The sequence below is a fragment of the Dehalogenimonas etheniformans genome (genome assembly GCF_014672715.2).
Taxonomy (GTDB): Bacteria; Chloroflexota; Dehalococcoidia; order Dehalococcoidales; family Dehalococcoidaceae; genus Dehalogenimonas; species Dehalogenimonas etheniformans.
Window position 1 is genome coordinate 944486 of the sequence record NZ_CP058566.2, and the last position, 13598, is coordinate 958083.

General features: G+C 51.9%; 9 protein-coding genes. 5 read left to right on the forward strand and 4 right to left on the reverse strand.

Annotation, left to right across the window (positions count from 1 at the left end; all coding sequences use genetic code 11):
- Complete coding sequence (gene rpoB, locus HX448_RS04780) at positions 1–3768, reverse strand: DNA-directed RNA polymerase subunit beta (RefSeq protein WP_102330376.1); 3768 nt, start codon at positions 3766–3768, stop codon at positions 1–3.
- Positions 3769–4069: 301 nt separating this feature from the next.
- On the opposite strand from rpoB, the gene HX448_RS04785 reads away from it, so the two are divergent.
- Genes HX448_RS04785 through pdxT form a run of 5 tightly spaced genes read left to right on the forward strand, consistent with a single transcriptional unit; the run spans position 4070 to position 9550 of the window.
- Entirely contained in the window at positions 4070–5011 is a 942-nt protein-coding gene (locus HX448_RS04785) for a bifunctional riboflavin kinase/FAD synthetase (protein WP_102330375.1), read from the forward strand.
- Positions 5004–6227, forward strand: a complete 1224-nt coding sequence (gene tyrS / locus HX448_RS04790) for a tyrosine--tRNA ligase (protein WP_102330374.1) — start codon at positions 5004–5006, stop codon at positions 6225–6227. The genes HX448_RS04785 and tyrS overlap by 8 nt, the downstream gene beginning before the upstream one ends.
- Before the next feature lie 24 nt (positions 6228–6251).
- Positions 6252–7340 (forward strand): pyridoxal-phosphate-dependent aminotransferase family protein, encoded by a 1089-nt coding sequence (locus HX448_RS04795; RefSeq protein ID WP_102330373.1) that lies wholly within the window; start codon positions 6252–6254, stop codon positions 7338–7340.
- A 17-nt stretch (positions 7341–7357) separates the two neighbouring features.
- Positions 7358–8935: a phosphoglycerate dehydrogenase gene (serA, locus tag HX448_RS04800; protein ID WP_102330372.1), complete on the forward strand. Its 1578-nt coding sequence runs from the start codon at positions 7358–7360 to the stop codon at positions 8933–8935.
- A 12-nt stretch (positions 8936–8947) separates the two neighbouring features.
- Positions 8948–9550: a pyridoxal 5'-phosphate synthase glutaminase subunit PdxT gene (gene pdxT / locus HX448_RS04805; RefSeq protein WP_102330371.1), complete on the forward strand. Its 603-nt coding sequence runs from the start codon at positions 8948–8950 to the stop codon at positions 9548–9550.
- On the opposite strand, the gene HX448_RS04810 is transcribed toward pdxT, so the two are convergent.
- From HX448_RS04810 to ligA, 3 genes are all read right to left on the reverse strand, one after another.
- Complete coding sequence (locus HX448_RS04810; RefSeq protein ID WP_102330370.1) at positions 9547–10848, reverse strand: DUF1015 domain-containing protein; 1302 nt, start codon at positions 10846–10848, stop codon at positions 9547–9549. The two genes, pdxT and HX448_RS04810, sit on opposite strands and share 4 nt — an antisense overlap.
- A gap of 65 nt (positions 10849–10913) precedes the next feature.
- Positions 10914–11483 carry an aminoacyl-tRNA hydrolase gene (gene pth / locus HX448_RS04815; protein WP_102330369.1) on the reverse strand — a complete coding sequence of 190 codons (570 nt, stop codon included), beginning with the start codon at positions 11481–11483 and terminating at the stop codon, positions 10914–10916.
- Entirely contained in the window at positions 11483–13540 is a 2058-nt protein-coding gene (gene ligA / locus HX448_RS04820; RefSeq protein ID WP_102330368.1) for an NAD-dependent DNA ligase LigA, read from the reverse strand. The genes pth and ligA overlap by 1 nt, the downstream gene beginning before the upstream one ends.
- Positions 13541–13598 lie beyond the last annotated feature (58 nt).

Here is a 13598-nt window from a genome sequence, read left to right on the forward strand (position 1 = left end):
TTAGTTATCGGTATCCTCTTCTTCAGTTTCTTCTTCTCCGGAGTCATCAACTTCGACGAGTTGAGAAGTCAATTCCCCGGCTAAGGTAGCCAGTTCCGATTCTTCTTCCCGGGTTCCGACTTCCGGCAGCCGTTCGGCTGAAAGCACTTTTTCTTCTTCATTGATGACTTCAACCGCCAGGCCAAGGCTTTGCAGTTCTTTGACCAAAACCTTAAAGGATTCCGGAACACCGGGTTGAGAAACATCCTCGCCCTTGACGATGGATTCATAAGCCTTGGCGCGGCCGGTCACGTCGTCCGACTTGATGGTCAACATCTCCTGGAGGTTGTAGGCAGCACCATACGACTCTAAAGTCCAGACTTCCATTTCGCCGAAGCGCTGACCACCGAATTGGGCTTTACCGCCGAGAGGTTGCTGGCTGATCAGGGAGTATGGGCCAGTGGCGCGGGCGTGCACCTTATCCTCGACCAAGTGGATGAGTTTAAGGATGTACATATTGCCAACGGTAATAGGCTGATCGAACAACTCGCCTGTCTTGCCGTCACGGAGGATCATCTTTCCAGCAACGGGCGACGGTATATTGTTTTCCCGAGACAACTTGAACACTCGCGCGTCGAGTTCGGAAACAGCAATCGTCCTCGCGTCATCTGCGCCTTGTTCTTCAAGCCACAGCCTGAGACAAGTCTCCCTGCCGAAGCCCGGATGGTTGTCGTCGAACGCCCTTGTGCCATCATAACCGCGTTTATTAAGCCAGGCAGCTGCGGCAGAAGCCACTGCTTTGGGGTCTTTAAGTTCATAGTCCAATTTGATCAGACCAGCGACCTGGGCGATGTAGGCTCTGGCCAGATCGTCTTCGATGGCGACATCGGTAGCGCCGTCAAAGACCGGGGTGCGGACCCGGAAACCTAGTAGATGCCCGGCCCAGCCGAGGTGGAGTTCCAATATTTGGCCAAGGTTCATGCGGGATGGAACTCCGATGGGGTTCAAGACCACGTCGACCGGGGTGCCGTCGGGCAGGAAAGGCATGTCCTCGGCCGGGGCAACGATTGAAATGACACCCTTGTTGCCGTGGCGTCCGGCCAGCTTGTCGCCGACCGAAATCTTGCGTTTCTGGGCGACCCAAACCTGGACCCACTTGTTGACCCTAGCCGGTAGGTCATCGCCACCATCGCGAGTGAAGACTTTTACCGCGATGACCTTGCCCCATTCTCCGTGAGGCATGCGGAGCGAGGTATCTTTGACCTCGCGGGCTTTTTCGCCGAATATCGCCCTGAGCAGTTTCTCTTCAGCAGAAAGTTCGGTTTCTCCCTTGGGGGTGATTTTCCCTACAAGGATGTCGTCTGGTCCGACCTCGGCGCCAACCCGGATGATGCCCTCTTCGTCGAGTTCACGGAGAGATTCTTCGCCGACGTTGGGTATATCACGGGTGATTTCCTCGAGACCCAGCTTGGTGTCGCGGGCCTCCACCTCGTGCTTGGAGATATGTATCGATGTAAACCTGTCGGCTTTTACCAGGCGGTCGGAAATGATGATGGCATCTTCGTAGTTGTAGCCGTGCCAGCTCATGAAGGCACAGATGACATTCTGCCCGAGGGCCAACTCACCGTTCTCGGTGGCTGAGGAATCAGCCAGCACCTGCCCGGCTTTGACCGCGTCACCCACCGAAACTACCGGGCGCTGATTGATGCAGGTACCCTGGTTGGTGCGCATGAATTTGATCAGTTTATAGCTGTCTTCGGTTTTACCATCAGTTTTGATGACGATCTTTTCCGAAGTGACCGATTTAACCGTGCCTGAGGTACGGGCAAAAATGACATGACCCGAATATCGCACAGCCTCCATTTCCATACCGGTAGCCACCAGCGGGGCTTCCGGCCGGAGCAAGGGGACCGCCTGGCGTTGCATGTTGGCGCCCATGAGAGCGCGGTTGGCATCATCGTGCTCCAGGAACGGTATCAGGGAAGCAGCCACAGAAAAGATCTGCCGCGGCGAAACGTCCATGTAATCGATCTTGATCGGCGGCTCATATAAATATTGCTCGCCGAACCGGGACTCGATGCGCTCGTCGATGAAACGGCCCCGGGAGTCAAGCCTGGCGGTAGCCTGAGCGACGACATATTTGTCCTCTTCATCGGCTGAGAGGTAAGGGACTTCGTCGGAGACAAAAGGCTCAACCATGACCAGGTGTTCAGGCAATTTGGCAATCTTAGAAAAGGACTTGTCGTCGACGATATGTCCGGCCGATAGAATACTATTGCCGGTCTCGTCCTTCACATCTTCCCGAATCGCCAGACCTATCAATCGGGAATCATGATTCAAGAGTTCTTTCAGAACTTTGCGATAAGGCGTTTCGATGAACCCATAGCGATTGACGCGGCTGTAGGACGCCAGCGAACCGATAAGGCCAATGTTCGGGCCTTCAGGGGTTTCGATGGGGCAGATACGGCCGTAGTGGGAATAGTGCACATCACGAACGTCGAACCCAGCCCGCTCGCGCGACAAACCGCCGGGGCCCATGGCGGACAAACGCCGCTTGTGAGTCAGCTCGGCAAGAGGATTCGTCTGGTCCATGAATTGCGACAACTGGGAGCCGCCGAAAAACTCGCGGACGGCAGCGACAACGGGCCGGATATTGACCAGACCGCTGGGCGTCACCTGATCAAGGGCGACTATGCTCATGCGTTCCTTGGCGACTCGCTCCAAACGAAGCAAACCGATGCGGAACTGATTCTGAATCAGTTCTCCGACCGTTCTGATGCGCCGGTTGCCAAGATGATCGATATCATCAGCATGTTCAATACCGTTGTTGATGCGGATGATCTGTTTGATGATAGCAACTATATCCTCGCGGGTAAGCGCGCGGTTCTCTTCCGAGACCTTGCCTTCCAGATTGAGTCGGCGGTTGACCTTGTATCGGCCGACCATGCCCAGGTCGTAGTGGTCCGGGCTGAAGAACATGTCGTTCACCAGACGGGAGGCGTTCTCCACGTTGGCCGGATCACCGGGGCGAAGACGGCCGTAAATATCGATCAAAGCACCATTAGTGTCGCGGATCAGGGGGTCCTTGTCGATCGAGGACTGGGTGTACAGGTGCTCCATCGAAGTATCGACATCGCTGAATAAATTGATCAGTTCCTGATCGGAGCTGTAACCGATGGCCCTAAGAAAACTGGTGACCGGGATTTTGCGCCGGCCGTCGATTTTAACCGAGACGACATCACGGTTGGATGTTTCAAATTCCAACCACGCGCCGCGGCTGGGAATAAGGGAGGTATGGCATAGCGGGCGTCCGGTAGCTGTGTCTTCCTGGACGGTAAAATAGACACCGGGAGAACGCAAAAGCTGGCTTACGACGACCCGTTCCGTACCGCTGGTGATAAAGGTGCCGTTGCGGGTCATCAGCGGCAGGTCGCCGAAGAAAAGTTCAAATGGTTCTTTAATTTCGCCGGTGGCTTTGATAATAAGCCTTGCTTTCACATATAGCGGCACCGAATAATTTTGGTCCCTTTGCTGGCATTCTTCCTCGGAAAGACGCGGTTCCCGGAACTCGTAACCGATGAATTCGAGCTCCATACGGTTGCCGTTGAAGTCTTTAACCGGCGAGATTTCTTCTATCAGTTCCTTTAGGGCATCCTCCATAAACCAGCGGAACGATGCCAATTGAATGTCGATCAGATTAGGAACATCGACGACCTCGGGGATTTTGGAATAGGATTTGCGGGCTGCGGCCGCCGACAGTTCGCCGGTAGCGGCTAATGTTGAGACCATGTTTACTCCTTATACCAGTAGTAAAGTAAAGGAATTGGGCAGACTAGTGCCTGGGAAATGTGGAGCCTGAAAAGACCTTTATATAATGAAAATGGTTCAGAGGCATAATTAACAACCACTCAGTATATACTAACAATCGAGGACTGTCAACATTGTTTAGACCTGTGATTTTGTGGTGAAATCTGCAAGGTGATCAGGGGTAGCAGTCGATTGACGTGTACTATCGCCTTTGCTACTATTGAGCAACTTAAAACGTAACTATTGAGGGGGATTCCGATCCCCTTTTTAATTTAGAAAAATTGTGACACAACTCGAAAAGGAACTTTCGGCCTATAAGCCGGCTCGCCCGATGGCATTGACCATCGGAGTCTTTGACGGCGTTCACCTCGGGCACCTGGCACTCATAACCGAAACGCTACGGCAGGCTAAGGAAAACCATCTTCTTTCGGGGGTTGTTACATTCGCCGGGCATCCACGTCTGGTCCTGGGCAAACACAAAGACCTTTCCCATCTCACCAGCCTCAGTCAACGCGTTCGGCTCATCAAAGAAACCGGCATTGATACGGTCGTTGTCCTTTCTTTCACAAAAGAATTGGCATCTGTTTCTGCAGAGGAATTCCTGTCTTCTCTGGTTAAGTACCTGAAACTGAACAGACTGGTGATCGGACCGGACTTTGCCCTGGGCAAGGGCCGCGAAGGAAATATTGAATCAATCAAAACTATCGGTTCAAAACTCGGGTTCAATGTCACTGTGGTACCGGCCTTGCAGAAAAACGGGCATAAAGTGTCAAGCACACTCATCCGTAAAGCCATGTCCGAGAGTAATATGGCCAAGGTTCATGACTTTTTGGGGAGATATTTCAGCCTCGAAGGTCTGGTGGTGAAAGGGGAGGGACGCGGCGCGACCATTGGCATCCCGACTGCCAACATAAAAGTCCCCAGCGATCAGGCATTACCCGCGGACGGGGTATATGCGACTATCGCAGTTTTAGATGGAAAATCCATGCCCTCCATCACCAACATCGGAACAAGACCGACGTTCGGCGAGGGGCATCGGACAATCGAGACCCATCTTTTTAATTTCACCGGTGACCTTTACGGCCGTTCTCTTGAAATTGCTATAATAGAGCAGATCCGACCTGAAAAAAGATTCGTTGACGCCAAAGAGTTACTGTCCCAGATTAACCGCGACATTGAAAAAGCAAAAGAGTTATTGAATAAGACGGGTTGCATCGATGCCTGAACTAGACTTCATTTTGAAAAGAGCAGTAAGCGAGATTATCGACGAACAGGACCTGCGCAAGTTGCTCGATACCAGTAGAACATTGCGACTTAAGGAAGGCTTCGATCCCAGCTCCGCCGACATCCACCTCGGCCATATGGTCGGACTCCGCAAGTTGAGGCAGTTGCAGGAACTTGGGCACCAGGTGGTCCTCATTGTCGGCGACTGGACGGCGCAGATCGGAGATCCGACGGGGGCTTCGGTCACGCGCCCGATGCTGACCGCCGAGCAAGTCAAAGCTAACGCCGAGACGTACATGCAACAATTTTTCAAGATAGTCGATCGCTCAAAAACCGAGGTGCGCTGGCAGAGCGAGTGGTTCGGCAAATTCACATTAGCCGATGTCATCAAATTGACCAGTCGGTTCACTATCGCCCAGATGTTAGCCCGTGAAGATTTCAAGAAACGTTTTGAATCCAATCGTCCCATTACCATTACTGAGTTTTTGTACCCACTACTCCAGGCTTATGACTCGGTCATGGTTAAGGCTGATGTCGAGTTCGGCGGCAACGACCAAAAATTCAACCTTCTCGTCGGACGGGAACTTCAATCTATGATCGGCCAACCATCCCAGCAGGTTTTCCTGACGCCGATCCTTACCGGCACCGACGGCACCAAAAAGATGTCCAAAAGCCTGGGAAATTACATAGGAGTGGCCGAATCTCCGGAGAACATTTTCGGTAAGGTCATGTCCATCGGCGACGACCTTATAATTCAATATTTCGACCTCCTGACCGATGTCACCGACGAAGAACTGCGCCACTTCGAGCGGGATATGGACGGTGGCCGGACAAATCCGATGCTACTTAAAAAACGGTTAGCCAGAGAGATCATCAAACAACTTTATAGTGAGTCCGACGCTGAAGAAGCTGATCTCGCTTTCGAAAAAGTTCACCAGCGCAGAGAAATGCCCGAAGAAATCAATGAATGCCGGGTCTCTTTCGAAGCTATGAAATCTGGAGATTGCGGTGATATAGATTTACCGTGCCTGATGGTGGCTACCGGACTAGCATCCAGTAAAGGTGAGGCCAAACGGCTTATCCAGCAGGGCGGTGTCTCCCTCGAAGGCGAAAAAGTCACTTCTGAAAAGGCTCAACTTAAGAGCGGTTGTGTTTTAAAAGCAGGTAAACGCCGCTTCGCCCGGATTATCAATTCAGATGTTGTCAGCGCCTCATAGTTTTATAATTTGAAGGAGAGATTGATGCAGAACCTACGTATTCCCGGTCCAACTCCTTGCCCTCCCGAAGTCCTGGCCGCAATGGGGCGGCAGATGATCAATCACCGCGGCAGCGAGTTCGCCGAGATCATCAAGGACGTCACCGTCAAGATGAAGCAGGTCTTCCAGACAAAGAACGACCTGATGCTGTTGACGGGCTCCGGCACCGCAGGTCTTGAGGCGGCGGTGGTCAATGTGCTTTCCCCCGGCGATACCGTACTAGGGGTGGCGATTGGTGTTTTCGGCGAGCGGTTCGCTAAGATTGCCCAGACATTCGGAGCAAATGTCATCCCTTTGAATTTCGAACACGGTAAAGCTGCCGATCCGGCTTTAATTAAACGGGCCCTTGACGCCAACTCACAAGTCAAAGCGGTGTTGGTTACTCACAACGAGACCTCCACTGGCGTGACTAACGACCTGGCAGCGATAAGCAAGGTGGTCAAGGGTGCCGGGAAACTACTGATGGTTGACTGCATATCATCTTTGGGTTCTCTCAATGTTCCGGTCGATGAATGGGGTATCGACGTTGCTATCTCAGGTTCGCAAAAAGGCTGGATGGTGCCCCCTGGGATGGCTATGGTAGCTGTATCCGAAGCCGGCTGGCAAGCGTATGCTCAGGCCAAGATGCCTCGCTTCTATTTTGACCTTGGCAAAGCGAAATCAGGACTTGAAAAAGGGCAGACTCCCTGGACCCCCAATGTCTCGGTAGTTTTCGCTTTCCAGGTCGCCCTGAATATGATGCTCAAGGAAGGCATCAACAATATCTTCGCCAGACACGGGAGAATCGGCAAGTTCACGCGCGAAGGAGTTAAATCTCTGGGACTTACACTCCTGGCCGATGAAAAACACGCCTCCAATACCGTTACATCGGTGGTCGGCGACCATGGCTTGGATGCGAAGAAACTCAACAAGATCATGAAGGAAGAATTTGATATCGTACTTGCCGGTGGCCAGGGCCCTCTGGAAGGTAAGATTTTCCGTATCGGGCATTTGGGAATGGTCAACGAAAAAGATATTCAGGCTGTCCTTGATGGCCTCAAGGTCGCTTTGCCCAAGGCCGGTTTTGTTAAATAAGGAGAATACCTGTGACGATGAAGAAGGTTTTAGTTGCGGATGCGTTGTCGGCAACCGGTGTTGAACGCCTGAAGGCTATCGCCGAAGTCGATGTAAAAACCGGTCTCAAACCTGAAGAGCTGGTCGCTATCGTTGGGAACTACGACGCGTTGCTTGTGAGGTCTCAGACCCAGGTGACCGCTGACGTTATCAAAGCGGGCAAAAAGCTGCAAGTCATCGGCCGCGCCGGAGTTGGTGTTGATAATATCGACATAAAAGCCGCCACCGAGGCCGGAATCATTGTCGTTAACGCACCAACCGGGAACACTATTTCCGCCGCTGAGCATACCATGGCGCTTATGCTTTCCATGGCCCGTCACATCCCACGAGCAAACTCCTGCCTCAAGGGCGGAGTGTGGGAGCGTGGCAAATTCCTGGGCACCGAACTAAGAGGCAAGACCCTGGGCATCATCGGTCTGGGCAATATCGGCTCAGAGGTGGCTAAGCGAGCCCGGGCTTTTGAAATGAAAGTTATCGGATATGATCCATTCGTTTCAGCTGAACGGGCTAAGAACATGCAGATTGAACTGGCCTCCCTCGAACGAATTTACAAGGAAGCAGATTTCATTACGCTTCACGTGCCATTGACCGCCCAAACCAAGAATATGGTCGGCGCCAAAGAGTTGGCGATGATGAAACCGACTGCGCGGATCATTAACGCAGCCCGCGGCGGTCTTATCGATGAAGATGCATTAGTTGCCGCCGTTAATGCCAAGAAGCTGGCTGGAGCAGCAATCGACGTATTTATCAAAGAGCCCTGCACAGATAACGTGTGTTTTGCCGCTGAGAACATCGTCGTAACGCCGCATCTAGGCGCTTCAACTATCGAAGCTCAAGACCTGGCAACATCGGACGTTGTCGACCAGGTGATCGATATTTTCAATGGAGCTCCGGCACGTTACGCGGTTAATGCCCCATTCTTCGCGATCGAGGCGTTGCCTGTGATTAACCCATTCTTGAAGGTCGCCAATACCGTTGGCAAACTACTTTCTCAACTGGCCGAAGGACAAATGACAGCAGTCAATATCAAGTATTCAGGCGAGATTTCAGGTTACGACACCCGCGCACTTAAGGCACTGGTCCTCGGCGGCATCCTCGAGCAAATCTCCGAGGAACGAGTTAACATGGTCAACGCTGATATCGTCGCCGCCAGGCGCGGGATGAATATTACCGAGCAGAAAGAAAGCGCCTGCGACAACTACGCCAGCGTCATCACCGTCGAAGCCGTCACAACCGAAGGCAGCACAACCGTTGCAGGCACGATAACCAGGGGCGAAACGCATGTCGTCCGGATCGATCAATACTACCTGGATATCGTTCCCACCGGCGGCTACTTCCTGTTTGCCGACCATCGGGATCGGCCTGGTCTCATCGGCGCGGTCGGCAGCATCACCGGCAAATACGATGTCAACGTCAGCTATATGCACCTATCCCGGCTCAAACCGAGAGGACAAGCGCTGATGATTTTGGCCCTCGATGAAGCCTTGCCTGATGCGGGAATGAAGCAGATCCGGGCTCTTGAGGGCGTGCAAACTGTTAAGCTGGTAAAGATCTAACCGGATCGCGGTATGAAAATTGGCGTCCTGGCGATGCAAGGTGCCTTCGCTGAACACATTGCGATACTGAACAGCCTGGGTGTCGAAGCTGTTGAAGTGAGGCGTGTTGATCAGTTCGATGAGTTAGCCGGGCTAATAATCCCCGGTGGCGAAAGCACTACCATGCTCAAACTCGGTGATATCTACAACATTAACGAACAGATAAAGAGCTCTGCTTCCAAAGGAATGCCGATATGGGGTACGTGCGCGGGAGCAATCCTTCTTGCAGCAGAGGTCACTAACACCGGACCGAACATGCCTGTAGGCCTCGGGCTAATGCGAATGACCGTCAGAAGGAACGCCTTCGGCAGGCAGGTAGACAGCTTTGAGGTCAAGCTCCCGGTAGAGGGATTAGGCTGCGAACCCTTTCCGGCGGTGTTCATCCGGGCGCCACTAATCGAAAATGTTTTGCCGCCGGCTGAGGTCATGGCTCGTCTTGGTAATGGCACGATTGTGGCAGTGCGGCAAGGGAATATGCTCGCCACGAGTTTCCACCCCGAACTGTCTCTCGACGCCAGGTTCCATCGCTATTTTATCGGCGTCGCCGAAACCTACCTGGCTCAAAAGCCCAATTAATCCCGCAGGCGGTACACCACAATCCCGGACGGCAGCTTGGGATAGAAGTACGTGCTCTTCCGTGGCATTCGATCTTTGGCGTCTGAGATGTCTTTTATCGTTTCCGGCTTTACCGGTTTCAAAATAAAAGCGAATTGAAATTCCCCGGAATTGACCCTGGCAACAGTCGAATCCAGATCATGGTCGTAGGCGATGCGCTCTTCGTCCATCGGATTCATGCCCAGGATATCCTCCAGGACAACATGGTCTACCAAGCTGACATCCATGCCGCGATAAGTCGCTGTGTGACCCGATGGCATAAAGCGCTCGACTTTTGTCTGATCCTTCACGGTAAGGCTGAGAAATTCTTTGCCGTTCAATCCGTAAATGAAGAATCGTGAGCTGCTTTCTTTCATCAGGTCTTTAACTTTGTTCCAGCTTTCACCTATAGAGTCGAGGGATTCGACGTTAAAATATTCCGCTAATCTTTCAGGCAATATGTAAAGCAGGTTTTTTGGCAAACCCTTAATCAGCCGGTGCGTCGGCAGAATTAACAGTCCGGGATCGGCCATGTCCGTCAGTGACATCATCACGAAATTGACTGCGGCATCCGCAGAAAGCTTGGGATCGAGCGCGAGTCGCTCGTTGCGGTATGCCAATGAACTCTCATATCGGTGATGACCGTCGGCGATATACACCGGCTTGTCGATAAAAGCCCGCTGTATGGCGGCGACTGCCTCGAGGTCGGTGATGACCCACAGCCGATGATATTCTCCGGGTTCGCCGGAAAATTCGATGGCTTCGGGCCATTGACTAACCTGATTCAATACAGATCCGACAGACCCGCCGTCATCCTGGTACAATCCGAATACTGGGCTAGTGTCCGCCTCCAGGGTGCCGATCAATTTAATCCTGTCTTTCTTGGGTCCTGCCATAGTCCTCTCGTGAGGACGGACGACCATCTTGTCCCACTCTTCCAGCCTGACCCTGGCAAACAACCCGCGCCGGACCACTTTTTCACCGCCGTATGAGTAGGTATGCTCGTGGAGGTAGTAGGCAGGTTTTTCATCCTGTTTTAGCACCTCATCGCGCAACCACTCTTGGAGATGAGCTAGCGCCCGAGTATAACGATTGCAGCTTTCGTCGTCTCCAGGAAGAGTCTTGGCGTACTCTATCCGAATAAAATTGTGTAAATCATGAGCGAGAAGCGACGCTTCCCGCTGTGGACTAATGACATCGTAAGGAGGGCAGATGACCGCTGACAGAGTCTCAGTAGCGGTATTGTAACGTAGGGCGCGAAAAGGTCGGATATCAGCCATTGGATTCCTTTCTAGTATACCGTTAGGAGGCCGTAAGTTTACCCAATTTTGGCTGGCGGCACAACCTAATTGTACCGGTTCATAGCGCCTTCAAGCCCCAGCGCGATAATGGTCTCTATTCCTTCGACGGATCGATCAATGGTTTCTTCAGCTATCTTCCTATCCGAAGAGTCGAAATCGGATAAAACATGGTCGATAACTTCACTACGATCGGAATCCGGGGTTTCGGGTCTACCGATACCGATCTTGAGCCTGCCGAAATCCATCGAACCGATCGAGGCGATTATCGATTTCAGACCGTTGTGGCCCCCTGCACTACCATTTGCTCTAATTCGTATCTTGCCCAGCGGCAAATCGAGGTCGTCGTGGACCACCAGGATATCAGCGGGTTTAATTTTGTATTTGCGAGCCAGCGCCGCCACTGCATCTCCAGAGAGATTCATATAAGTTTGGGGTTTGGCCAAAACAACCAGTTGCTCACCAATACGCCCTTCACCGGCACGAGAGTGACAACATCGTTTATCAAAATTAATTCCGTGTTTTCGTGCCAGTTCACTCAAAACGGCGAAGCCGATATTATGTCTAGTGCCAGAATACTCCCTGCCGGGATTCCCCAATCCGACGATAAGTTTCACTAAAGCAGCCTCGGTTGGCCTGAAGCGGGAGGATTGATCATCTTCAATAATTCTTCCTCGGTAATCGACTTTATTCCCCTAGCCTTAGCCTTTTCCAGCTTGGAACCGGCGTCTTCACCAACAACGAGGTATTTTGTATTTTTGGTGATATCTGGTTTGGTTGTTCCTCCGGCTGTACGTATTTTCTCCCAAGCCTGTTCACGGCTCATGGATTTCAGGGTTCCAGTGATTACGTACTCCTCACACTTAAGCGGCCCGGCCTTTTTCTCGGTCTCCACTTGTGGAGTTTTTAGAACAGTCAGAAGTCGTTCAACAACTTTTTCATTGGTTTTGTTCTGGAAATACGCCACAATGCTGTCAACTATTTTTTCGCCAATACCGGGAATGGCATCCAGCTGAGTCCGTGTCGCTTCTGACAAGGCTTTAAGGCTTCCGAACTGTTTGACCAGCAAGGCGGCATTTTCTTCGCCAATATGCCGTATCCCAAGAGCAAAGAACACGTTAGGCAGAGGGCGAGTTTTGGACTTTTCAATGGCAGAGATGATATTGTTGGCGCTTTTCTCCCCCATGCCTTCGCGCGATGCTAGTTGTTCTGTTTTTAGATCGTATAAATCGGCAACATTCTTGACCAAACCTTCTACAAGGAAGGCTGCGGATAGTTTTTCGCCGATGCCCCGGATGTCCATCGCCGGGCGCGAAGTGAAATGTTCGAGGCTCTCCTGGATTTGTGCCGGACATGCCGCATTGGGACAATAGTACATGACTTCGCCCTGCGGGTGATAGATTTCAGAACCGCATACAGGGCAATGGGCTTTACCGTCTTTGCCCTTAAGTTTTTCTTCTATGCTAAATGCCGGGGGGGTGTTTTTACGTTTTTCAAGCACCGGCCCAACGATTTGAGGAATTACATCTCCAGCTCTTTGCACAATCACTGTGTCGCCGAGGCGAATATCCTTACGGCGGATATTGTCCTCATTGTGCAGCGTAGCCTGTCGAATGACCACGCCGCCAACGTAGACAGGCTCAAGTACGGCGTAAGGATTAAGCGTACCGGTACGACCGACGCTTATACCGATGTCTTTAAGCTGGGTTGTCGCCCGGTGGGCAGGAAATTTAAAAGCGATAGCCCACCGCGGCTCGCGCGCCACTGAACCCAACCGCTTCTGTTGGTCAATCGAATTTAGTTTAACGACTATGCCATCGGCTTCATAAGGCAAGCCATCCCGTTTGGCGTACCATTCATTGTAATATTTTTCGATTTCGGTAATATCGGCGCAACGCCGATTGTTCGGATTCAACTTGAATCCCCATTTTTTAATAAGCTGAAGGGCGTCCCAATGAGTCTCGGGCATCCACCTGTCTTCAACCCAGCCAAGCTGATACAAGAAGGCATCGAGTGGCCTTTTGGCGGTCACAGAAGGATCTAACTGTCGCAGCGAACCAGCAGCGGCATTTCGCGGATTGGCGAAAAGAGGCAAGCCTTCTTTTTCTCGCTCCTTGTTCATCTTCTCGAATCCAGATCTAGGCAAAAATACCTCTCCACGCACTTCGAATGATTGGGGAGCGTCATCGCGGACTTTGAGCGGTATGCTGTGAATAGTTCTCAGATTCTGGGTGACATTCTCGCCTTCCTCACCGTCACCCCTGGTCGCACCGACAGAGAACTGGCCGTTTTCGTAGGTCAGAGCTACGGCTAATCCATCCATCTTATGCTCGCAGACGAATTCCAATTTCTCGCCGGGCAATAGTTTTGTAACCCTTTGTACCCAATCACGAAGTTCGTCTTTGGTAAATGCATTACCTAGAGAAAGGAGCGGGCGACGATGCCTGACCACTCCAAAGGCTTTCAAGGGTTCGGCGCCAACACGTTGGGTTGGCGAAGCAGGCGTCACCAGAGAGGGAAATTCGGTCTCCAGCTTTTGAAGTTCACGAAGCAGGGCATCGTACTCTTCATCGGAAATTTCGGGAGCGTCTAATACATAGTATTGATAGTTGTGGTGTTCTATCTCACGGCGTAGTTCTTGCACCCGCGCCTGGGCTTTCAGAAGGTCAGTCATCGTTTATTTTATATCACAATTCAGGTTGAGTGTCAGTCTTTTAGCCATCTTTGCCCGC

Excerpts from the sequence above, each read along its gene's own strand:
- rpoB (WP_102330376.1), bottom strand. The coding sequence starts at position 3,768 with ATGGTCTCAACATTAGCCGCTACCGGCGAACTGTCGGCGGCCGCAGCC.
- tyrS (WP_102330374.1), top strand. The coding sequence starts at position 5,004 with ATGCCTGAACTAGACTTCATTTTGAAAAGAGCAGTAAGCGAGATTATC.
- HX448_RS04795 (WP_102330373.1), top strand. The coding sequence starts at position 6,252 with ATGCAGAACCTACGTATTCCCGGTCCAACTCCTTGCCCTCCCGAAGTC.
- serA (WP_102330372.1), top strand. The coding sequence starts at position 7,358 with ATGAAGAAGGTTTTAGTTGCGGATGCGTTGTCGGCAACCGGTGTTGAA.
- pdxT (WP_102330371.1), top strand. The coding sequence starts at position 8,948 with ATGAAAATTGGCGTCCTGGCGATGCAAGGTGCCTTCGCTGAACACATT.
- HX448_RS04810 (WP_102330370.1), bottom strand. The coding sequence starts at position 10,848 with ATGGCTGATATCCGACCTTTTCGCGCCCTACGTTACAATACCGCTACT.
- ligA (WP_102330368.1), bottom strand. The coding sequence starts at position 13,540 with ATGACTGACCTTCTGAAAGCCCAGGCGCGGGTGCAAGAACTACGCCGT.